Origin of the sequence: Roseovarius sp., assembly GCF_048262375.1 — a bacterium.
In the GTDB taxonomy this organism is placed as follows: domain Bacteria; phylum Pseudomonadota; class Alphaproteobacteria; order Rhodobacterales; family Rhodobacteraceae; genus Roseovarius.
Window position 1 is genome coordinate 37,914 of record NZ_JBLXFE010000020.1, and the last position, 22,719, is coordinate 60,632.

18 protein-coding genes are annotated in these 22,719 nt (G+C 61.1%); 5 read left to right on the plus strand and 13 right to left on the minus strand.

Going from position 1 to position 22,719, the window contains the following annotated elements; genetic code table 11:
* The first annotated feature begins 415 nt into the window (after nucleotides 1-415).
* Complete coding sequence (locus ACN0SW_RS16710; RefSeq protein ID WP_417729066.1) at nucleotides 416-2,173, plus strand: ParB/RepB/Spo0J family partition protein; 1,758 nt, start codon at nucleotides 416-418, stop codon at nucleotides 2,171-2,173.
* Between the two features lie 42 nt (nucleotides 2,174-2,215).
* Here the strand turns inward: ACN0SW_RS16710 and ACN0SW_RS16715 are convergent, their stop codons facing one another.
* Nucleotides 2,216-2,917, minus strand: coding sequence for a hypothetical protein (locus tag ACN0SW_RS16715; protein ID WP_417729067.1), 702 nt, complete (start codon nucleotides 2,915-2,917; stop codon nucleotides 2,216-2,218).
* A gap of 156 nt (nucleotides 2,918-3,073) precedes the next feature.
* On the opposite strand from ACN0SW_RS16715, the gene ACN0SW_RS16720 reads away from it, so the two are divergent.
* A complete protein-coding gene (locus ACN0SW_RS16720; RefSeq protein ID WP_417729068.1) occupies nucleotides 3,074-3,991 on the plus strand; it encodes a competence protein CoiA in 918 nt (305 codons plus the stop codon).
* 57 nt (nucleotides 3,992-4,048) lie between these two features.
* Entirely contained in the window at nucleotides 4,049-4,810 is a 762-nt protein-coding gene (locus ACN0SW_RS16725; RefSeq protein WP_417729069.1) for a DUF3800 domain-containing protein, read from the plus strand.
* A 47-nt stretch (nucleotides 4,811-4,857) separates the two neighbouring features.
* Here ACN0SW_RS16725 and ACN0SW_RS16730 read toward each other — a convergent pair whose 3' ends face one another.
* Nucleotides 4,858-6,123, minus strand: coding sequence for a relaxase/mobilization nuclease domain-containing protein (locus ACN0SW_RS16730; protein WP_417729070.1), 1,266 nt, complete (start codon nucleotides 6,121-6,123; stop codon nucleotides 4,858-4,860).
* A gap of 766 nt (nucleotides 6,124-6,889) precedes the next feature.
* A complete protein-coding gene (locus ACN0SW_RS16735) occupies nucleotides 6,890-8,416 on the minus strand; it encodes a sensor histidine kinase (RefSeq protein ID WP_417729071.1) in 1,527 nt (508 codons plus the stop codon).
* Between the two features lie 267 nt (nucleotides 8,417-8,683).
* Between ACN0SW_RS16735 and ACN0SW_RS16740 the strand changes: the two genes are divergently transcribed.
* Nucleotides 8,684-9,394, plus strand: a complete 711-nt coding sequence (locus ACN0SW_RS16740) for an SDR family NAD(P)-dependent oxidoreductase (protein ID WP_417729072.1) — start codon at nucleotides 8,684-8,686, stop codon at nucleotides 9,392-9,394.
* A gap of 79 nt (nucleotides 9,395-9,473) precedes the next feature.
* Here ACN0SW_RS16740 and ACN0SW_RS16745 read toward each other — a convergent pair whose 3' ends face one another.
* The 5 genes from ACN0SW_RS16745 to ACN0SW_RS16765 all read right to left on the minus strand — a co-directional run bounded on the left by ACN0SW_RS16745 (nucleotide 9,474) and on the right by ACN0SW_RS16765 (nucleotide 15,927).
* Complete coding sequence (locus ACN0SW_RS16745) at nucleotides 9,474-9,950, minus strand: TerB family tellurite resistance protein (protein ID WP_417729073.1); 477 nt, start codon at nucleotides 9,948-9,950, stop codon at nucleotides 9,474-9,476.
* Nucleotides 9,951-10,362: 412 nt separating this feature from the next.
* Nucleotides 10,363-11,190: a carbohydrate ABC transporter permease gene (locus ACN0SW_RS16750; RefSeq protein WP_417729074.1), complete on the minus strand. Its 828-nt coding sequence runs from the start codon at nucleotides 11,188-11,190 to the stop codon at nucleotides 10,363-10,365.
* Nucleotides 11,187-12,101, minus strand: a complete 915-nt coding sequence (locus tag ACN0SW_RS16755) for a carbohydrate ABC transporter permease (RefSeq protein WP_417729075.1) — start codon at nucleotides 12,099-12,101, stop codon at nucleotides 11,187-11,189. Before ACN0SW_RS16755 ends, ACN0SW_RS16750 begins: the two co-directional genes overlap by 4 nt.
* 74 nt (nucleotides 12,102-12,175) lie before the next feature.
* Nucleotides 12,176-13,480 (minus strand): ABC transporter substrate-binding protein, encoded by a 1,305-nt coding sequence (locus ACN0SW_RS16760; RefSeq protein ID WP_417729076.1) that lies wholly within the window; start codon nucleotides 13,478-13,480, stop codon nucleotides 12,176-12,178.
* An 86-nt stretch (nucleotides 13,481-13,566) separates the two neighbouring features.
* Nucleotides 13,567-15,927 carry a family 78 glycoside hydrolase catalytic domain gene (locus ACN0SW_RS16765; RefSeq protein ID WP_417729077.1) on the minus strand — a complete coding sequence of 787 codons (2,361 nt, stop codon included), beginning with the start codon at nucleotides 15,925-15,927 and terminating at the stop codon, nucleotides 13,567-13,569.
* Between the two features lie 150 nt (nucleotides 15,928-16,077).
* Here ACN0SW_RS16765 and ACN0SW_RS16770 point away from each other — a divergent pair, with 150 nt between their 5' ends.
* On the plus strand, nucleotides 16,078-17,106 hold the full coding sequence (locus tag ACN0SW_RS16770; RefSeq protein WP_417729078.1) for a LacI family DNA-binding transcriptional regulator: 1,029 nt from the start codon (nucleotides 16,078-16,080) through the stop codon (nucleotides 17,104-17,106).
* Nucleotides 17,107-17,214: 108 nt separating this feature from the next.
* On the opposite strand, the gene ACN0SW_RS16775 is transcribed toward ACN0SW_RS16770, so the two are convergent.
* From ACN0SW_RS16775 to ACN0SW_RS16795, 5 genes are all read right to left on the minus strand, one after another.
* Entirely contained in the window at nucleotides 17,215-18,159 is a 945-nt protein-coding gene (locus ACN0SW_RS16775) for a D-ribose ABC transporter substrate-binding protein (RefSeq protein WP_417729079.1), read from the minus strand.
* A 167-nt stretch (nucleotides 18,160-18,326) separates the two neighbouring features.
* Nucleotides 18,327-19,376: an ABC transporter permease gene (locus ACN0SW_RS16780; RefSeq protein WP_417729080.1), complete on the minus strand. Its 1,050-nt coding sequence runs from the start codon at nucleotides 19,374-19,376 to the stop codon at nucleotides 18,327-18,329.
* Nucleotides 19,373-20,908, minus strand: a complete 1,536-nt coding sequence (locus ACN0SW_RS16785) for a sugar ABC transporter ATP-binding protein (protein ID WP_417729081.1) — start codon at nucleotides 20,906-20,908, stop codon at nucleotides 19,373-19,375. The genes ACN0SW_RS16780 and ACN0SW_RS16785 overlap by 4 nt, the downstream gene beginning before the upstream one ends.
* A complete protein-coding gene (locus ACN0SW_RS16790; RefSeq protein ID WP_417729082.1) occupies nucleotides 20,908-21,543 on the minus strand; it encodes a DUF2291 family protein in 636 nt (211 codons plus the stop codon). The genes ACN0SW_RS16785 and ACN0SW_RS16790 overlap by 1 nt, the downstream gene beginning before the upstream one ends.
* On the minus strand, nucleotides 21,540-22,719 hold a 1,180-nt coding region (locus ACN0SW_RS16795; RefSeq protein WP_417729083.1), incomplete at its 5' end, for an FGGY family carbohydrate kinase. The genes ACN0SW_RS16795 and ACN0SW_RS16790, both read right to left, overlap by 4 nt.

The window sequence follows — 22,719 nt, forward strand, 5'->3', positions numbered from 1 at the left end:
CTAGGCTCATTCCTCGCCAAGCTCCACCGAGCCGGGGTCTCGGCCCATACGGGTAACGATCGCGGGCGAAAAAGACGAGCGGGGCGGGGCAAGGCCCCGCAAGTCCACGTAGATCAGCACGGGGGATGCCCCCGCGCTGGAACCCCATTCGTCCAGCTTATGCCGACGTCAAAGGCTTAGACCAATAGCCCGAGGTCCAGCCCGCCCGCTCCATTCGGCCGCGAAGGGCGGCCTCCCGTGTTGTCCGGACCCGAAGCTGCTTTCAGCAGTCGGTCTTTGGAGCCTTTTCCTTACGGCCCAACCGTCCTGCCGCGCTCGATAGAAGCGCGGCTCAAGAAGGACGCTCGGCGCTGGCCAAGGGTTCATGCGCGGCAAAAGGGCTTCGCATGTTCAACCCAAACGAAAGGCCACCAAAATGAAACTCACACACATCGCCCTCACCGATCTGAAGCCATCAGACCTCAATGTCAGAAAGTCGGGGCTGGGCAATCTCGACGATCTCATCGCCTCAATCCGCGCCCTTGGCGTTATCCAGCCGTTACTGGTACGGCAGGCGCATAACGGCTTCGAAGTCATCGCGGGTCAGCGCAGACTGGCCGCGCTTAAAAAGCTTGCCGAAGAAGGCGAGGCGGAACCAGTCCCTTGCGCGATCCTAGAAGATGGCGACGATGCACTTGCCATCGAAGCTTCCCTTGCGGAAAACATTCAGCGTCTCCCCATGACAGAGCTCGACCAGTATGCGGCGTTCGCGGCACTTCGGGCGAAAGAGCGGACAGTCGAAGATATCGCCGCGCATTTCGGGGTGACGGAGAGGCTGGTCAAACAGCGTCTTGCCATCGCCAATCTCGACCACCGTATTCTGGGGCTCTACGAGGACGAGGCGGTGACATCGGATACGATGCGGGCTTTGACCCTGGCGACCAAGGGTCAGCAGAAGGCATGGCTCAAGCGCTTCCGCGATCCGGCTGATCATGCTCCCATCGGGCGTCAGCTTCGTCTGTGGCTGCTCGGCGGTGCGCAGATCAGCACCTCAGCCGCACTCTTCGATGTGGCGGACTATAAGGGCGTGATCGTCACCGACCTTTTCGGCGAGGACAGCTATTTTGCTGACGCTACTGCTTTCTGGTCACTCCAGAACGCGGAAATTGCGGCAAAGTCGGAGGCCTACATCGCGGCTGGATGGTCAGATGTCGTCGTGCTCGATCCGGCCAACCACTGGCCGGAATACGAGTATCGCAAGGCTTCGAAGAAGAAGGGAGGCCGCGTCTATGTCGCGGTGACCCATTCAGGCGAAGTCGAATTCCATGAAGGCTATCTTCCAGAAAAAGAGCTTCGCGCAAAGGAAGCCTCGGAGAAGGCCAGCCAAGAGGCCGCATCTGCGCCGAAGCTGAAAGCGGAGTTCACCAAGGCGGCCAGCAACTACTGCAACCTTCATAAGCATGCCGCCGTGCAGGATGCGCTTGTCAGCCACACGGGTATCTCGCTGCGCTTGAGCGTAGCGCATATGATCGGTCGCTCACATCTCTGGAGCATTCGCACTGAAAGTGGACGCGCCGACAAACCCGAGACAAAGGCCAGCGTTGAAAAATCTTCGTCGCGCAAAGCTTTCGAAACATCAAAGGCCGAAGCGATGGACCTTCTCGGCATCGATGAGGAAGAGCGTCCCGAGCATGTGGTGGATCAGTCGTGGCAGGGCAAATCGGTCGATGAGATATTTGCCAAGCTCTGCGAAATGCCTGACAGCGATGTCCTGAAACTGATGGCGGTCGCTATGGCGGAGACGCTGGAAGCCGGAACAGCACTGGTCGATGTGCTTGGCGTGATGATGAACATCAACATGTCGGAGCGCTGGTCTGCCGACGATGCGTTCCTCGATCTGATCACGTCGAAAGCAACACTTCTTTCGATGCTGAAAGACATCGCGGGGCCCGATACCGCTGATGCTCACAAGGACAGCAAAGCCAAGGTCATACGCTCAGTTATCCGTCAGTTCGCCCTTGGGGATGGCCGCGAGAAAGTTGACGGTTGGGTCCCGAGCCTCATGCACTTCAAAGCCGATGATGGCCAAGAGGATGATCAGCAGCAGCAGCAGCAGGCTGACGACCACGAAGATGGTGACCATGATCATGATCATGACGATGACGAGCAGCAGCAGGACCAGCAGGCTGCATGAAGGAAGGGCCGGGCACATCGCCCGGCCTTTTCACTTGAGGAGCTACGCCGTGCCATCTTTGCAAAGCGTGTTGCATCGCTGCTCGGGCAACTTGGGCTGAAACGGTTCTCCATCCCCGACAAAGGCCCCCTTGAGCTCAAGCCATGCATCATCCTGATAGAATGCAGGCCATTTCTTGTTCGTCAGGTTCAGCCTCGGGATGGACCCTGTCAGGTTCTCGACCACCATGCCTTCGGGCGTGATCAGTCTTCCGCACAACCAGGTCTTGGCAAGTCCGGGCATAAGCGTTCCGGCGAGCGTTGAGAGCGGCATCATCTCACCGCGCAACGCTACAAATCCCTTCCCCAAAATAGTGGCACTCACATGGGCGGGGCCAAGCGCCAGAAGCTTTTGCTTGAGGGCGTCCACGATCTTGTCGTTGAACGCCTCGCCTTCCGCGCAGCCTACCCAGTAGTGTGCCCTGTAGCCGCTGCGTCCGCTGAAGAACCAGTCGAAGAGGGGCGGTGTTACGGGCACCTGCACCACAGCGCGCGCGGCCTCTCTTGCATCTGATAGCTCCCAGCCATAGCGCACGCCGCCGCCGAGCAGCGCCTCTTCCACCGCGTTCTCTAGTGCCGCAACGAGAGCCGTTGAGTCGCCACTTCGTTCCAGTGCTTCGGCGCGTTCTGGCTCCTGCGCCGCGATATCATCGAAGCGCCAGTCGGTGTGGCCGGGCAGTCTTGGAGACTGTGAAATGCTAATCATCTCCGCACTTTAGCATGTCTTGCGTCCGGCCTCATATTGCACTGCGAGATCGCAATCTTGACGAGGGGCGATCCTCGTAGTTTCCTGAAAGAAGCATCCGCAAAGAGGTGCCGACCCGTTAGGGCGAGAGAGAACCGGCGGTCTACGCCGAAGATAATGGAAAAACAGCTCCAGCATTTTGCTGAGGTAAGCTGCCAGCCAACTCCAAACGACAAAAACAACGAGCGCAATCACGCGCTCGATGAAACACGCATGGAGAAACAGATGCACTTTGCAGTTGTAGGAGACGAACCAAGAGCTGTGCCCGCCAAGGGCCTGAAAGGAGCCTGCCCGTCTTGCGGCGGCGCGATGATCGCTAAATGCGGCGAGCAAAAAATCCACCACTGGGCTCATCAAGGCCTACGAAGCTGCGACGCATGGTGGGAGCCGGAAACGATCTGGCACCGCAGCTGGAAGGATATGTTCCCGAAAGAATGGCAGGAGCACATTGCTCGTGATGAGGGCGGCGAGAAGCACATCGCGGATGTTCGCACCGAGCATGGTGTCGTCGTCGAATTTCAGCACTCGCACCTTGCGCCTGACGAACGCAGGGCGAGAGAAGCGTTCTACAAGAGCTTGGTTTGGGTTGTGAACGGTACGCGCCTTAAGCGTGACTTTCCGCGTTTCGAGGAGGCCTCGAAAACGTTTGCGAAGACTGAGTTCAGGAGCGTGCGTATCGTCCAGTTCCCGGAGGAATGCTTCCGCAAAGCCTGGCTGGACAGCCCAGTGCCCGTGCTCTTTGATTTTCGTGAAAGCTCAGACGATGCCGTTCTGCCGGCCGACAAGACAAGAGAGCTGCTGTGGTGTCTGCTTCCCGGACGTGTGCATGGAAGGGCAGCAGTTGCGATGCTAACCCGATCATACTTTGTCACAGCAATGAGGACTCGTTCGCGTCTGCTGGACCATCTGGAAATCTTGAGGCGCTGCGAGGAGCAAGTACGCCTTCAAAGGGAGCAGGAACTAGCTGAATGGGGCGCTTGGTTTATCGGGTCGGTCCGTGCAAAGCGCGGAACTGGGAGACACAGGCGCTTCTAGTCAGGTCAAGTTGATCAGGCCCCCGCGACGCGCAGTGGACACGACGAGAGAGACCAAATGAGGATCGATACTTATGCTGGCAAGACACTAGACGTGTTCGTGGATGAAAGCATCCACGACCGCGGCGGGTTCATCGTGGTGGCGGCCGTGCTTTCGGCCGACAACGTTCAGAAGGAGGTTGTCGGGGCACTTCTGGATTGCGGTTTCGACCCCGCCCGCGACGAGTTCAAGAGCAGCATGAAGATGAACGGAAACCTCGCGGCCCAAAAGCTCCGAGGCAGCCTCCAGGCAATCCTGCGAGGTTGCAAAATTGCGGCGGCGGTTTGCCCGACGTTGGAGCGCGCCGAGATTGTGAACCACATTGCTACTCTTCTCTCCGAAGTAGACCTTCCGTCAGGAACTTCCATCGGAACTGTCTATTTCGACGAGGGCATGAAGCCCACGAGTGCCGAAATGCCTGGAAGCGCGGTCGTTAAGTTCGGTTGCGATTCAAAGCAGGTGGCCGGAATCCAGCTCGCGGACTGCGCCGCGCATCTGATCTCCACCATGCTGCTGGAAGAGTTGGGCCTCGTTACGAAGATGGTGCCGGCAAGCTCAGTCTATGGCGAGGAAGAGGGTGAGATTGAACTGGCGTGGACCTTATGGGCGAGCATCCGCCACGCCCTAGCAGGCGGCACTTCAACGGGGACCGATGAGCACGGGTTCCCTGAGCCGCTGATGCATCCTTTCGGCCTTTTCGTGTCTCCATCGTGCTCAAACGCGGTTGCTACTGCAGCGCGCAAGCGGCTGAGCACGGTGTGGGTAGGCTGCATCCATTAGGGCCGCTCTCGTCAGCTTGATTTAGCCTCGAGGCGAAATATCCGACATCAGCGTTCGAGCGTGGGCTTTCGGTAACGACCCTGCCGTGCAGGGACAATGCGCGTCGGCACGCCTGCAACTAGCGGGCCGTCTGCTCCCTGGACAAGCTCGGCATGGCGCTCCTTGCGCACCTTCGCCGAGCGGACCTCCCTTTGAAGCGACCTTGTGATTGCCATCTGCCGCTCAATGAGCGCCTGACGCTCGTCGGCATCTCTGCGTTTCGCCTGGGCGATCTCCAACTCATTCTCGGCAATCGTTTTGGCGCGGCGTCCAGTCAGCCAGTCCCAAAGCCCCTTGAGCCCGGACCGGAGTTTGGAGGCGCGCGCGACTTCCTCCCGCTGCCATCTCTCGGACAGTCTCTCCTCGAGCCGCAGCCGCTCCATCCGCTGCGCGGAAACGAGCATGTTCCGCTTTTCAGCGAGCGCTTTTTGAGCGGTGTCGAACTGAATCGCCAGTTCGCCCGAGAAGCCCTTGAGCTTCTCGGCAATCTTGGCAGCCACATCCTTGCGGACAGCATCGGCAGGGCGAAGCGCGAGCAAGCCGAGCCGCTCCTTTACGAGCTTCGTAGGCACTTGGCACCAGCGAGAAATTGAATAGATCTCGCCTTTCCAGTCGACGGCCACAAATCCGCGGCGGTCGCCTCGGGCAAGGTAGTATCCTCTGGCTTCAAGTGCCTGCCCAAACGTCTTCCCGGAATCCGACATCGCCCAGCATTCCTTGAAAATCTCTTTGACGCGCGAAGGGTCGCGGCCGATCCGTTTGGCCTGCTGCCATTCGGCCAAAGTGAAGTTCAGCGGGTTCTTCGGTTCAGTTTTCGCCAACCCCGACGGCATCTTCCAGCCATGCTCCAGATAGAGTTCGCGCGACAGCTGTGTGAGCTTGAGCTTAAAGTGTCCCATCTGTCTGGCTTTCATGGTCCGTGGATCGATCCTGGACCACACGCAGTGGGCATGGCGGCGGCCGTTCTTCTCATGAAAGACAATTGCACGAGGTTGATTCACGAGGCCCAGGTACGTCTCGATCTTGTTGATTGCTTCTTCGAACGCCGACACCGGCACATTCTGGTCCGAAGGCGGGCTGAGGCTCAGGGAAAATAGGAACTGACGGCATTTCGTGCCGCGACTGATCGCGTAAGCCTCCTTGAATGCGTCGAGCACATTGTTCCGTACGAAACCACGAACCTGGTGAATGGTGACGTGATCGTTCTCATCCTGACGAAGCAGGTGGAGAGCGAGTGCAGTGCCACCTGCGCGTTGACTGGCTTTCAGGATCATTCTTCTCCCCGCAAACCGAGCGCGCGAATGAGGGCGCTCCGCATATCGTCAACTGCACTGCAGGCGTCATTGATAGCCTTCTCCGTCTCAGGCAAAACGGGCAGTGCACCAATCCTGGCAGCATGGGCCAATTCCTGAAGACTGGATGCGAGTTCAGAGGAGCCCAGAAGGGCGAGGAGTTGCGCGACATCTCGCGTCGCTGATTTTGGAGTCCTTGGAGCTCTAGTCCGGCTTCCTTCGCCAAAGAGCTGCCGGCGGACATAAGAACTCAGTCCCGCGTCGCCCGCTCGTGCGAGCAGAGCGGCGCGTTCCTCTTTGGTAACCCGGATCGAGATAGGCGGGTTTGGCGTGTCGGCGGCTGACTGCAATTTGATCCCATAGAGGACCACGAAACCACCGACAAAGTGGCCCCAAAGAAGGGGCCAGCTATGGTGACGGAGTTCCGAGATCCAGCGCTATGTGCAGCTGACGACGAGGATGGGACGATCCGGCGGCATCCTCAAAGTCCGCAGCAGGCGAACTTGTAGGTGTCATAACGGATTGATTTTCCTGTGGATTTCTAGAGCGAAGCAAGGCCCGCTGGCGTTGGCCGCGGGCTCCCGCAACCAGTCGCATTGCCTCAAAGGCGCCCTCCGGGGCGCCTTTGATGTTTCCGGGCTCCCTCAGCTCAGCATTGCCACGTCGCTGCCGAACAACGGCAGACCTCCGCGCTATTCGGGCAGGAGAGCCGATGACCAAGAACCGGCCGGTCAGCGCGTTGGCTTGGTCAGCCCCCCGCAGTGGCACCCGAAACTGTTGATTTGTTCGGCAATGGCACGTCCAGCCGGATGCTGAACTGCGGACCATCGGCGGTGGAGACGGTGCCGTTCCACTTCGTCTCGATGAGGGCACGAATGAGCTTTGAGCCAAATCCGCTGCCCGCCCCTTTCGATGTCTCCGCGCGTTGAGGATCTGTCCAGTTGATGCGGAACGCCAGAGATCCGTCGGTCCGGTGGACAATTTCCCAGCTGATGGCGACCTGTCCAAGATCGCTCCCCAGCGTCCCGTACTTTGCTGAATTGGTCGTCAGTTCGTGGAGCACCAGGCCGAGGTCAAAGCACAGCTCCGGGGCGAGCAGGATGTCACGACCCTGCGCAACAATCTTTTCCCTGAACGGCTTGAGCGTCTCCTCGACCATCTCTGCAAAGCGGGTGGAGCTCCAGCCGGCGCGGGCGACAACGTAGTTGGATCGGCCGAGGGCACTCAGTCGCTCGCTGAAGGACTGTCTGGCCTGCCGAACGTCGGCGTCGGCGCGAAACGTCTGGCTGGCGATGCTATCGACCAGCTGCAGCATGTTGCCTGCGCGATGCGCCATTTCGCGCACCAGCAGCGCCTGGTGATCGGAGGCTAATTTCTGCCGCGCCGCGCCTGCCACGATGTTGGCGAGCGACTGCAGGAACTGCGCGTCGGTCTGGTCGAACTCCCTGAGGTCGCGCGTGTGGATGCCGAATACGCCAAACGGCCGCGCGTCCGAGCCAGGAATGACAACCGAAATGCCGCTCCGAACCTGATGCTCCCTCAACAGCTGAGGCCCGTCGAACCGCGTCTCGGTGTGCAGGTCTCTGACGATGACCGGATCGCCAGTCGACAGGGTAAAGCCTGCCTGAGAGGCGCGCTCAGTGCCGACCTGCGCCTTGCCCACGAGGCCATCTGCCCACCCGAGTCCCGCCCGAAGGACGAGATGATCGGCAGTTTCCGAGAACTGCAATATCTTGGTGAGGGGCGCCTGCAGGATGTCTGCGGCAAGCTGGACGGCGCCATTCAGGACTTTTGAGAAGTTGGTCTCGCCGAGCGCGAAGGAACCGAACGCTGCGATGGCGCTTTGTTGTGCAAGACGGCGCCGCAGTTCCTGGTCGCCCCGTACCCGCTCGGTGACGTCGACACACGTGCCCGTCAGATATCGCTCTCCGTCCGAGGTTACTGCAACGCCGCCGCGCGTCTCGATCCACAAGTCGGCTTCGCCCTGGCGCGGGGCCGTTCGATAAATCGCTCGGTAAGCCGCCCTCGTTCTGACGCTGGCCGAGATTGCCTCCAGCACGCCGTCTGCGTCTTCAGGATGCAGATCGCGTTGAAAGCTTCCCAGGGTTCCGTCAAAGGAACCTGGAGCCAGTCGGTGGATTTCCTCAAGATTGCGGGTCCAGCTGAGCTGGTCGCTGTCAATTTTCCAGCGCCACACGCCCACCCCGCCAAGGTGCAACCCTTCCTGCAAATGATCCGGCTCGACGAGAAAACCTACGGCCTGTTGCTCACCCATTTACCCGCTCACCCTCGCTGAAGGCGAACCGTCGAGGATGGCCTGGCCGCTCCAATCTGGAGCGGTCCGACGAGCTCCTCCGTTTGCGCCAGTCGTCCACAACGCCGTCCGCCTGATAAGGTTCCGATATAGAAACTATTCAGCTCAAGGACGGCGCAGAGATGATCTATCGACGTGCGACCGGAGAGTGACTAACTGGACTAGGTCCGGCGTAACCCACCGGGTGGGCAGCTGTTCGGACTGACGATTTTCTCGAGGATGCGCGCAATGGCACGACTTCAATCATTTCCCGCGGGGGGCGTTGCCGTCGTTTTCGGCGGGGGAGGCGGAATTGGCGCCGCCCTCCTGGCCGCGTTGCGCAATGACGGTGGTTTTGACGACGTCATAACCTTCGGACGGACATCGTCGCCGCCGGTGGACATTCTGGAGGACAGCAGTCTGCAGCGCGCTGGGCAGGTTGCTGCGCGTGCGGGCGAGATCAGGCTGGTAATCGATGCGACGGGCTTTCTTCACGACGATCAGCAGGAGCCCGAAAAGAGCTGGCGACAGCTGGATGCCCAAAACCTCGCAAGAAGTTTTGCTCTCAATGCGATAGCGCCCGCCCTGATGATGAAACACATGCTGCCTCTCATCCCACGGTCGGGCAAGGCCGTGTTCGCAACGCTTTCGGCGCGGGTTGGCAGTATCGAGGATAATCGGCTGGGGGGCTGGTACGCTTACAGGTCATCCAAGGCCGCGCTCAATCAACTGGTACGAACGGCCTCGATCGAACTGAGGCGGCGATGCCCCGAGGCAATCTGCGTGGCTCTGCACCCGGGGACGGTGGCGACGGGGCTGTCAGCGCCATTCTCGTCGGCCGGACTTGAGGTCCATAGCCCTGCGGTGGCGGCCGGCCACCTGCTCTCGGTGATCGATGCGCTGGGGCCAGAGGGAAATGGCGGCTTCTTCGACTGGAGGGGGGAGACCGTCCCCTGGTAGGCTGAGTGTGGTGCCCCGGGCGCCGTGGCTCGGGGCACCGCCGTCTATTTGGCGCGTTGTCTCATCGGGCTCAACACTGCTAGCGATATCCCCATGGCCGCATGGTCGAGATGTTCGCCAGCGCATCCTCTTCTGCAGGATGCCGTACGCCGTCCGCTTCAAGCACCGAGACGCACACGCCGAGCAGCGCTCGGAACTGATCGTCGCTCAGGTCCGCCGTGAGGATCTGGGAGCGTGCACGACGATCGGCGGAAGCATGGTCCAGTTGAAATGCCTGCGTATGCACCACAACCTCTCGAGCGATATCGTCGGCCGAAAATCCCTGCAGCATCGGGTTGGTTCGGAATAATGAGATGACACGACGACGCTCGGTCAGATCCGCCTCACCATCCGCGTGAGCGATGATCATGGCGGCGGCGATCGTTGCCTCCATGAATGTCTCGTAACCTGCAATGTCGGCCTCTGCCAGAACGGCAAGCCGGTTGAGCCTGGCGCGCAGGTCCACGACAGGTCGGCGCGTGAAGATGTCAGAGTCGATGTTTCGGGGCTTGGTCATGGCGAAACTCCTCATTGCCGTTGGCGAACAAGGGACCGGATTTCACCACACCATGCGCTGAATACTGGCCCCTGAGGTGAACCGACATCGTGGGTAAGCTGAAACCTTACCGCACCAGAGGGGCCCGGATCACGATTGAAGAGTTAGTGCCCCGACGCGACACTTCAAGATCCGGGGTTTGCTTTTGTCCGCATCGTCCGATGGTTTTAGCCTCTTGCTACTGCGGCGCAGGCAGTGCGGCGCTGAGCGCATCGGCCGTCACGCCAAGGGTCTAGTTGCTGCAGTGCATCGAGGGCGGATGACGGCGCGAGCACGGCGGCGCACACCTGGTCTCGCGAGCTCCGCTCTTGGCGGGATTCCGGCACCCGCACTCAATGGGGGATCATTGCGTCGCAGTTCCCGCGGTCCCGCTTCACCCTTTCACGGCGCCGGCCGTCATCCCCGCCACGATCTGGCGGTTGAAGAACAGGAAGACGATCAGCGGCGGTATGGTGATCAGCAGGATGTTCATGAACAGCAGATTGTAGGACGTGTTGAACTGGCTCTGGAAATTGAAGAGCGTGAGTTGCAGCGTCACGTTCTGGCTGCCCGGCAGATAGTAGAGCGGGTTGGTAAAATCGTTGAAGATTGCCACCGACTGCACGACGATGACGGTGACTGCCACCGGGCGCAGCAGCGGCAGGACAACCTGGAAGAACAGCCGGATTGGGCCCGCGCCATCGATGATCGCCGCCTCGTCCAGTTCGCGCGGAATGGTCGCGACAAAGGCGCGAAACAGCAGGATCGTGAATGACAATCCATAGGCGATCTCGATCAGGATCAGCCCGTGGAGCGTCTTGAACAGGCCCAGGCCCTGCATGACCCAGATCGTCGGTACCACGGCAGGCGGAATGATGAGGCCGGCCAGCACCAGGAAGCCCGCGATAGATGTCCATACGGACGGACGGCGCTGCATGATGAAACCGCACATCGCGCCAAAGATGACCAACGCCGTAACGCTCGCCACGGTCAGGATAGTCGAGTTGACGAACGCAGTGATGAGCATGAAATCACGCGTCTGTACCACCTGCACGAGGTTGTCCCAGAAGTGCCAGGTCGTTGGAAGCGAGAACTCCCGCGTCGCCGACTCCTTGCGGTCCTTGAGTGCCGTCAGGACGATGAAGGCGAACGGGACGATAAAGACGAAGAAGGAGGCAATAATCGCCAGGCCTCCGACCCAGTAGCGGGATGCTGACTTCATTGCTCGATCTCCCGTCGATTGAACCACACCGAGAGTGGCACCATGATGATCGAGACGAGGACAAACAGCACCACATTGCCGGCGGTGGACAGACCATAGAAGCCCGCCTGGTACTGCTTGTAGATCACCGAGGCGATGACATCGGAGGTGAAACCGGGGCCGCCCTTGGTCATGGCCCAGATGAGGTCGAACGACCGCAGGCCACCGATCAGTGAAAGAGTGACGACAGTGACGGTGGCGGGGCGAGCCAGCGGAAGCGTAATGTTCCAGAAATTCTGGAATGCGGTCGCGCCATCGATCTTCGCGGCCTCGAAGTATTCCTGGGGGATGGAAACGATGCCGGCCATGTAGATGACGGTTGCGAGTCCGACGCCTTTCCACACATCGACGAATGCGACCGACAGAAGCGCTAAGTTGGGGTCTGTCAGCCAGCCCGGCCCCTTGATACCAAACAACGCCAGGGTCTCGTTGATGACGCCTTGGGTAGGATGCATCATGACGGTAAAAGTGATGCCGACGCCAATGGTCGAGACGAGGACCGGGAAGAAGACTACTGATCGCAGATAGCCCCTGCCGATAATCTGGCTGGTGAGCAGCACACCGAGCAGCAGCCCAAGAACCACCTTCAGCCCGGATGTCACGAAAGCGTAGATGAGCGTGTTGGTCAGCCCCTTGATCAGAAACGGCTCGCGAAAGAACTGGGCGAAATTTTCCAGACCGATGAACTGGGCCTCGAACAGTGTCCAGCGGGTCAGCGAGAAGAACAGCGACGCAATCGTCGGATAGAGGAACAGCACGCCATAGACGATCGCTGCCGGCACAAAGAACCAGGTCGGATAGGAAAAATTGCGCCGCCGTTTACCCGACACGCGGACCTGGCGCGACTCTACCGCCATCGTGTCTGCCGTCATGATGCCTCCCCGCATTCATGAGGTCCGGCCGAAATGATCGGCCGGACCCAGATGATAAGTTCGAGGACCTCGGCTTACCAGCCGGCGATACCCAACTGCTGAGCCTGCTTTTTCACGTCTTCGTCGTAGAGGGCGGCCGCGTCCGCGGCCGACCGGATGCCAGAGCCGACTTCGACCGTGATCTGCTCAAGCGCCGGTCCCTTGATCGGGGACAGGAACTCGAGAGCTGGGGCCGAGGTCCCGTCCTGCTGGAAGTAGGGCAGCAGGTCGGCAACGACCGGCGGGACGTCGGTGGGTAGTGCGCAGCCCTTGACGAGGAAGGGGCCTGTTGCGCCGGCGGCCTTCACGTAGGCCGCACAGCCATCAGTCGACTCGATAAAGGCGACAAACTTCTTGGCGGCTTCCAGTTTGGCCCCGGTCGTGGTCTTGGGGATATAGACGCCGTCAGGCATCCAGGTGGTGAGGCCATTGCTGGCCGTCGAGTCGCCGGGAATGGCGAAGAAGCCGACATCGCCGATGTGCTCTGGCGCGATCTGCTGGATCGTCGAGACCGCAAACGTCAGCATCGGATAGTGCGCGCCCTCGCCGGTCGCCACCTTCATCACTCCCTCCTCGAAGGTCGCAGCCTGAAAATCCTCGTTCAAATAGTTGGACTTGTAGATGTCTTCCTGCCGGACGAAGCCTTTCATGGCAGCCGGGGTCGTGGCGTACTTGGCCCTGTTGGCGGTGTATTCGGTTGCGAAGTCCGGTACTTCCGCCAGGACGTTGAAAAAATCTCCCAGCACAAAGAGCTGGCTAGTCCAGGTCGTGCCGAACGTCTGGATCACCGGATCCTTTCCGGCGGCCTTGATCTTTTCGTTGTTGGCCATGAACTCGTCCCAGCTCTTGGGAATGGACAGTCCGAGTTCCTTGTAGATCGGAATGTTGTAGAGGATCCCGCCACCCATGGCGGCACCGAGCGGCCCGCCTCTGACGGTTCCATCATTGGCGGTCACGACCGACTTGTAGGAATCCAGAACATTGGCCTGCCAGGGCTCGCTGCTCATGTCGACTAGCGTGTCGCCGGGATTCATGGCCTGGAACAGCGAACCTGAGTTATAGGTGAAGACGTCGGACATCTCGCCGGTGGCCAGACGTGTCTTGATAATGTTGTCGCCATCTCCGCCACCCGGTCGATATTCTATTTCGATCTTGATGTTGGGATTGGCAGCCTCGAACTGCGCCTTGAATTCCTCGGCTACCGCCACGCTGTTGGGTTGGTTGGTGCTGAGAAAGCTGATGGCCACGTCCTCTGCGGCGGCCCTGCCTGAAATGGCGAGAACGATGACCAGTGCGGCCGACGACGCCAGCAGACTACGGCGTCCGATGTGCTTGAGCATGTCTTTCCTCCCTTTGGGCGCCCCTTCGTGAATCGATGGCCGCCAGATTTGCTCGACTAGATGCTTCTCCTTGGGCTCCTCCGCCCTCAGGGCCTGCTGATCCGGAATGTCACGGTGTGACTGCCGGGCGCGAGCGGGCTGCGCGCTTTGCCGCTGCCGGCGGAAGCCAGAGGCGATCCGTCGATCAGGATGTCGATGTAGTTGGGTGCCATCACCAGGGTGCCGGTGGCGCCGTGCGGAACCGTGAGCTGGTAAGTTACAAGGTCCCTCTGCACGCTCCAGCCCGCCTCAATGCGGCCGGCGCGCGAGTCGTGCGCGGCGCTCACCGGCGACAGGGCCGGCAGCACGGTGGGTTCGAAGATGATGTGCTCGAAGGCGGGCCGTTCGAGGTCGGGACGAAAGCCGGCAACGCTCTCGAACAGCCACTGGCATACGGCGCCATAGGCATAGTGATTGTACGAGTTCATCTGCGGGTCGAAGGCCTTGCCGTCCTCGCCGATGGCATCCCAGCGCTCCCAGATCGTGGTGGCGCCAGTCTTGACCTGATAGAGCCAGCCCGGAATGTTTTCCTGCAGGAAGACCTTGGCTGCCATGTCGGCTGCGCCAATCTTGATCAGCGCTGGCAGCAGGGCGGGTGTGCCGATGAAGCCGGTGCCGATCTTGTAGTCGGACCATTCAATCCGCGACTTGAAATACTCTGTCGCTGCCGGCACCAGGTCGGCCGGGATCAGATCGTGCAGGATTGCCAGCGCATAGGATGTGTGGTCGTCATAGACCAAACGCCCGGACGGCGTGACGAACTCGCGGCCGAACGCTGCCTTGACGGTCGCGGCGCGGTCTTCCATCCGCTCGGCGAGCGCTGTGTTGCCGCACAGCCGCGCCGACTGCGCCGTGAGCTCAGAGCTGATGTAGAGGTAGATCGTTGCCGAAGCATCGTCACCGATGGTGCGGGCCGGTTTTTGCATCGGCCACTTGCCATCCACAGGCTGCAGCCAGTCGCCAAAGGTGAAACCTCGACCACCCCAAGGCTTTGCCGGATGCACGATCGGGCCATTGCTGATCGACCAGACGAAGTCGTTCCACTTCTCCATCGCCGGCAGTGCCTCGGCGACAATGTCGGAGTCGCCATAGTGGGCGTAGAGCGCCATGGGAATGACGCAGATCGCGTCGCCCCAGCCGGTGGACCCATAAAAGCCCGGAATAATATCTTCGTGGTTGCGCGTTGGATCAGGCACGACGTGCGGAATGGCCCCATCGGGGCGCTGGTCGGCGATCATGTCGCGCACATATTTGCGCAGGATGCCCTGGCTCTCGTGCAGATAGCACGCGGTTGAGGCAAACACCTGGGCGTCGCCGGTCCAGCCGAGGCGCTCGTCACGCTGCGGACAGTCGGTGGGCACTTCAATGAAGTTCGAGCGCTGGCTCCAGATGGTGTTCTGCACCAGGCGATCCACCAGCGGGTTCGACGAACTGAACGTGCCGGTCGGCTGGATGGCCGAACTGATCGGGATCAGTTCGATACGTGTCAGTTTGGCCGTCCCGGTGATTTCGACTCGCGCGTAGCGGAAGCCGAAAAAACTGAAAATCGGCCGATAGGCTTCGTCCCCGCCGCCCTTGAGAACGTATTCCGCACGCGCCTCTGCCGAGCGCATGCTGGCGCGGTCGAACTGGCCCAGGTGATCGAGCACCTCGGCATGTTCCACAACCACCCTGGCGCCCGGCTCGCCCGATACGGTGAACGCGACATAGCCGCCGGCATTCTGGCCGAAATCGTAGACTGTGCGCCCCTCTGCATCGACAAAGGACGAGACGACGGCGATCGGGTCCAGTTCGCGGACACCATTGACCTCGTGGGCTATCAAGGTCGATTTGTCGAAGCGGCCGAGCACCGTGGCGCTGCCGGTGACTGGCAAGCTCTCGCTGCGCGCGTCGTAGATTTCGCCAAAATAGATGCCGGATTTCAGTACCGGCGTCAGGCCGCTCTGCCAGGTTGCGTCTGTGGCCAGCAGAATATCACCGGCCTCCGTCCGCATCTCGGCAATGGCCGCGATCCTGTCGCCCCAGGTGTTGATCACCTCGTTGCGCGGCCACATCATGCGTGAACGATACCAGCCGTCTCCCAGCCATATGTCGATGGTGTTTTCGCCATCAGCCAGCAGGTCGGTGACGTCATAGGTCTGGTAGCTGAGGCGGTCCCAGTAGCTGGTCCAGCCAGGGGTCAGCAGGTCGTCGCCGATACGCCTGCCATTGAGGAAGGCGCGGTAGAGGCCGAGGGCGCTGATGCGCAGCGTGACCGCCCCGCGTCCCGCGGGCACGCTGAATGTCTTGCGCAGATATGAGGTCTGGGTGCCGACGCCACCATCGGTTGTCGGCGCCACCATATCGGCGACGAACGGAAGCGACTGCACCCCCTGCGACAGGGTGTGCGCCAAGGTTGGCTGGTTCATCAGTTCCTCCAAGGAGACCTTGCCGGTCTCTCTTTGTAGATCGTTCTATGTGTATCGTTATACATTCTCGGAAAGCCGTCAAGAGCATGGCTGGGCACGGCGTCGACTGCGTTGCAAAGGCCTGCTAAAGCCTGATCAGGGAGTAGAGAAATGGCGCCGCGTGACAAGCACAACCGGGTGACGATCCGAACCGTCGCGGAAGACTCCGGGGTTTCGGTCTCTGCGGTGTCGAAAGTCCTGCGGAATGCCTACGGCGTCAGCGATTCGCTGCGGGGCCGGGTCCAGGCTTCAATGGAAAAGCTCGGCTACCGTCCGCATACCGCCGCACGGGGAATGCGGGGGCAGACCTATACGCTCGGCATCGTCCTGCCGGATATCCATAATCCGTTCTTCACCGACATCATGTCGGGGGTGAACAGCGCGCTTGAGCGCACGCAGTACCAGACATTGTTCGGTATTGGCTATTCCAACCCGACAACCGAGCAGGCCGTGGTCGACGCCATGGTCGACCGCCAAATGGATGGCATCATCTTTATCGGCCCGCGCATTTCTCCGGACGCGGTACGCGATCTCGCCCATCGCATTCCGATGTCCCTGATCGCCTACTACGATGCGGTTGATCACTACGACACCGTCAACAACGACGACGAACTAGGCGCGGCACTGGTGGTCCAGCATCTGGCCCAATCCGGATACAACAACATTGCCATGATCAGTCTTCCGGTCCCGTCAAATCTCGACTCGCACGTTACCCAGCGGCGCGAAACCGGGTATCGGAAAGCCATGGACAAGGCGGGGTTGCGACGCTTCACAAAAGTCGTCATGGCCGAGCAAACCCCGCGCGAGGTGCAAGCTGCAGCCCGCCAACTATTGCGCAGTCGCGGCCGCCCTGATGCCATCTTCTGCTGGACCGACTTCATCGCGCTCGAAGTGCTCAGCGTGGCCAAGGAACTGGGCCTCGCCGTCCCCGGTGACCTGGCTGTCGTCGGCTATGACAACACGAGCTACTGCGATCTGGCACAGAACGACCTGACCAGCGTCGATCAATCGGGCCAGGTGCTGGGGCTGCAGGCGGCGCGTCTGCTGGTCGAGCGCATTGAGGGCCGAAAGACCGGGGAGCATTTCATGGTGACGCCCCGGCTCGTGGTTCGTGGCAGTTCCTCTCCACGAAACAAGTAGCGCCGGTATCGGCCACGCAAACAAACCGTGGAGCGCGTGCGGCGGTCTGACCGCGCATAAAAAAACCGCCCGGCATGCCGGGCGGTTCAGTCGTCGTCGGGAGGTAGATTAGGACTTCAGCTGGAAGGTCTCCAGCTGGGCAGCGTTGCTGGCGTCGATCAGGACGCAATCCATGGAGATCTTCTCGTCGACGCCGGTCGAGCCTTCCTTGAGGAACTTGTCGGCCAGTTCGACCGCGTACTGGGCCTGGCGGTAGGCCGGCTGCAGCACCGTGGCGTGGATCTTGCCTTCGAGAATTTTGTCGCGGACGTCGTTCGAGCCATCGAAGCCGGCGATGATCACATCGGTCCGGCCTGCAGCCTCGAGCGCGGCCTGGGCACCCATGGCCATGGTGTCATTGCCGGCAATCACGCCCTGGATGTCAGGGTTGGCCTGCAGAATGGCTTCCATCTTGGTGAAGGCTTCGGTCTGGCTCCAGTTGGCGCTCTGCTGAGCGACCATCTTCAGGTCCGGATACTGGTCGATGACGTCGTGATAACCCTTCGAGCGGATGCCCGCATTGGTGTCGGATTCCTTGCCCACCAGCTCGACGTAGTTGCCCTTCTCGCCCATCGCCTCAACGAAGGATTCTGCCCCCAGCGTGGCACCCTGATAGTTGTTGGATACGATCTGCGCCGCAGCGACGCCCGTTGCGTTGATTTCGCGGTCGATCAGGAAGGTCGGGATGCCGGCATCCTTGGCTTTCTGGACGGCCGCTACGGAGGCGTCTGCGCCAGCATTGTCGAGGATGATTGCGACGGCCTTGGACGCGATCGCCGTGTCAAACAGTTGATCCTGCTTGTTGGCGTCGTCATCGTGCGAATAGACCTGCGTGGCGTAGCCAAGTTCCTTGGCGCGCGCCTCGGCACCCTGTGCTTCTGCAGCAAAGAACGGATTGTCGTGGCTTGGTGTGATGATCACGACCAGTTGCTCCTGCGCCATTGCAGACGAGATCAGCGCCACACCCGTCATCATGCCGAGCGCAAGCCCGGCAGCAAGTTTCGAAAACTTCATAACGTCCTCCATTCGTCCCGATCGGGACCGCCATTCCAACGCATATCTTTTGTATGGTTGGTATTTTTTTCGTTTGTTGACGATAAAGTGTGAATTTGGCGCAAGTCAAGCATATACGACGTTAGTCGTAAGTGAATCGTCGGCTTTCGTGATTTCGTCGTGACAGGTCAGCCCTGTCGGGAGTTTGCGGCGAGCTTTCGCTGCAACTGATCCAGCACCACCGCAGCAATGATCACCAATCCCTTGATCACCATTTGCCAGAACTCGCTCACCCCCATCATCACCAGGCCGTCACTGAGGACACCGATCACGAATGCCCCGATGATCGTGCCGCCGATCATGCCGCGACCGCCGGAAAGCGAGGTGCCGCCCAGAACCGCGGCGGCGATGGCGTTGAGCTCGAATGTCTCGCCGCTGGCGGGGTGGGAGGCGACAAGCTGCGATGAAACGATCAGTCCGGCGACTGCGGCGCAAAGGCCGGAGATCATGTAGACGGCCAGCTTGATGCGATCGACACGCACCCCGGACAGCGACGCCGCCCGTTCATTGCCACCCACTGCGTAGACCCGCCGACCGAACGGCGTGCGCTGAGCGACATAGGCGGCGACGAGCGCCATCACGATGAGGATGATGATCGGGTAGGGGATGCCGAGGAGATTGCCTGAGCCGATGATCGGGAACCCCTGGTTCTCGAGTTCCGGCTTGCCGACCAGGTTGGGGAAAGTGGCGCCGCCCGACAGCAGCAGAGCGGCGCCGCGCGCGACATAGAGAGTGCCGAGGGTGGCGATGAATGGCGCAACCGATAGCCGGGTTATCAGCAGCCCGTTGATGGCGCCGATGAGCACTCCCACCCCGAGCGATATCAGTACCACCTCGAAAATATTGGGATAGATGACGATGCCCAGCATCGGCAGTTCCAGGCCGCGGGCGATCAACCCGCCTGCAACCATGCCCGTCAGACCGACGATCGACCCGACGGAGAGGTCGATACCCCCGGTGAGAATGACATAGGTCATGCCGATGGCCAGGATGGCATTGATCGCCACATGCTTGGAAATGATGACGGCGTTTCCGACCGAGACGAAATTCGGTGCCATGACGGCGAAGAAAACCACGACCACGATCAGGGCGATGAACGTTCTCAGCTTGAGCAGCACGAGCAGGGCCGAGTTGTCTGCGGCGCCCTTGGACGCTGGTGTGGCGATTGCTTTGGTCAACGGGCCTCTCCCTGATTGCTGTGCTCGATCTTGAGCGTCGAGGCCCGTACCAGGGCTTCGTCCGTTGCCTCTGCGGCCACCAGATCGGCTGTTACTTTGCCGTAGGCCATGACCAGGATGCGGTCGGCGACCGCATGAGTCTCCTTGAGGTCCGACGTCGTGTAGACGATCGCCAAACCGCGGTCGGCCAGTTCACGCATGGTGTTGAACACCTCTGCCTTGGCGCCGATGTCGATGCCGCGACTTGGCTCGTCGAGCAGCAGCACGCGCGGCTCCGTCAGCAAGGCCTTGCCGATGACCACCTTCTGCTGGTTGCCGCCCGACAGCGAGGTGATCGGCGCGTCGGCGCTGGCGGTCTTGATGTGGAGGCGATCAATCGCTTCCTGCAGCAGGGGCGCTTCGGCGGACCTGGAGAGCGAGAAGAAGCGCGTGAAGCGCCTGAGGCTCGCCAAACCCAGGTTGCTGCCCACCGACAGGTTCTGTACCAGCCCGTCGCGCTGACGATCCTCCGGTACCAGCAGCAGGCCGGCGGCCATGCGGTCGGCAACGGAGTGACCGGACAGGTTCCGGTCGCCAATACGGACCGTTCCCTCAGCATGGGACCGCAGCCCGTAGAGGCTCTCGAACAGCTCTGTCCGTCCGGCGCCGAGCAGACCGTAGATTGCCGTGATCTCGCCGGCGCGGAAGCTGACCGAGACATCATCGACGGCATAGCCGGCGCCGCGACGTGGCAGCTTGAGGTGCTCCGCCGTTAGTACGACTTCGCCGGCGGCGCGGGCCGGCGGGCGGCGGGCGACAACTTCGTCCGCGCCCAGCATATTGCGAATGATCCAGGGGATCGATGCTTCGGCGCGCGGAGCGCTCACCTCGAGATAGCCGTCGCGCAGCACGGTAAAATAGTCGCCGATGCGCATGAGCTCTTCGAGGCGATGCGAAATGTAGATGATGGCCACGCCGGAGCGCTTGAGTTCACCGATCACCTTGAACAGCACCTCGACTTCCGACGCCGACAGCGCCGAGGTCGGCTCGTCCATGATGAGAACCTGGGCATCTTCGCAGAGGGCCTTGGCGATCTCGACGATCTGCTGCTCGCCGATCATCAGGTCGCCAACCAGTGAATCGGGGTCAATGTCGTGCTCGAGCCGGGCCAGCAGTTCCGCTGCCCGGTCGCGCTGCGCCTTTCGGTCGATGTGGATGCCGGCGCGGGTGATGTCGCGGCCCAGAAAGATGTTCTCGGTGACGCTCATGTTGGCGCAGAGGTTGAGTTCCTGGAAGACGATGCCGATGCCCTTGGCAGCCGCATCGCGTACGGAGCTGAACGTGACCGTCTCGCCGTTGAGCTCAAGTGTGCCCAGCGTTGGCCGCTCGACACCGGCGAGGATCTTCATGAGCGTCGACTTGCCGGCACCATTCTCGCCGATCAGGACGTTCACCGCACCGGGCATGACGTCGAAGTCAACGTTCTGCAGCGCGAGAGTGCCCGGGAAGGCCTTGGTGATACCGCGCGCCGTCAGAATGGGTTCCGAGCTCATCATTGGCTCTCAAGCGAGACCGGGGTGATGACAATCTTGTCGGACTTCGAGTTCAGGCTCATCGTCCCGAGGAAGCTGACTGGTGTACCCTCGGCAATTGCATCGACATTTGGAGCAACGCCAGACATCGCGAGTGCTGTGATGGCAGTGCCCACATCGGCGAACTCAAGCTGGTTGGTGAAGTCCTTGAACGAGACAAAGGGCAACGCATCCCGGAGGGTGTTGCCGCGAACGACTGGCCCGATCTGGATGGTCACCTGATGCCCCGGTGCGGCATCGGTAGCCACGACCAGACTGCCTGCCCGCGACTTCGTGTTCTTGGTCACGACTGTTCCCGTGCCCCTCACGACGAAGGACCAGGGCGATCCCTCGTCGGCGGGGCGATAGCCATACCCGGTGCCGGCCGCGTCAAGGTCGGCAGCTATGGCATCAAGCACCTCGTCCACCGGGTGGGCGTTCTCGGTGAAGTAGGGCATGGCCCGGGAAGCCCAGAGATCCTGGGCATATGCGGTTGCGCTGAAGGCGTTGGCCGCGGCGTCACTGACATCCTGTTCGATGGACACGATCTTGCAGCCGCCCAACGACAGCGCGGCGACGGCAATGCCCAATGCAGCCAGCACCTGACGGCGTTTCATGCAACCGACTCCTCGTTGTGGTTCGAGCCCGCCAATGCCTGTGCGACGCCATGCCGCCAGCGCTCCACCGCCAGCTTGCGGTCGCGTTCGGAAGACTGGGGGCGGAAAGACTTGATGTCCCCTCGCTGCGGAATGCCGCCCCAGCCAAGACCGGATGCTGCCAGCGATGCGGCGCCGATCGCACTGACTTCGGCCGCTTCGCCGCGGGCCAGGGTGCAGTTGGAGACGTCCGCCTGAAACTGCATCAGGAAGTCATTGCGCGATGCACCGCCATCGACCGAGAGGGCGCTGACCGGACTGCCGAGATCGGCAGCCATGGCGCTGAGCACATCGGAGACCTGAAACGCGATGGCCTCCAATGCGGCGCGGGCGAGGTGCGCCCTCGTGGTGCCGAGCGACATGCCGGCAATCAGTCCGCGGGCGTCGTCGCGCCAGTACGGGGCACCCAGTCCCACCAGAGCCGGAACAAAGACGCAGCCATTGGTGTCCTCGACGGTCAGGGCTAGGTCGGAGAGTTGCTGGGCACCTTCAAGGCCAAGCATGTCTGCCATGAAAGCAGCGGCCTGGCCCGACACCGAGATGTTGCCTTCGAGCGCATAGGCGACGCCGCCACCCGTCGTGCTCCAGGCGATCGTGCCCGAGAGGCCATGTTGCGAACTCACCCGCTTGCCGGTGAGTGTCATGAGCGACGAACCTGTGCCGTAGGTGGCCTTTGCCGTGCCCGCCTCGCGCACGCCGTGCCCGTAAAGTGCGGCATGGGAGTCGCCCAGCATGGCGCCGATCGGCGTGCCTCCAGGCAGGGCTGTGGCACCGCTGGCAACGGTGCCAAAGCGGCTGTCCGAGGGCCGCACGGTCGGCAAGACGTTCAGTGGCACGTCGAACAACCGGCCAAGCTCGTCACTCCAGGCCAGCGCCTGTGTGTCAAAGAGTTGCGTGCGAGATGCGTTGGAGTGGTCGGTGGCATGCACCTTGCCGCCGGTCAGCTTCCAGAGCAGCCAGCTGTCCACTGTTCCGGCGCGGATCTCGCCGCGCTCGGCCCTGGCGCGCGCGCCGGGGATTTCGTCGAGCAGCCATGCCAGCTTGGCCGCCGGAAACAGCGGATCGAGGGTTAGTCCCGTCCGTTCAACGACCAGATCGGTGTGTCCGGCTTTCCGGAGCGCAGCGCAGCGATCCGCC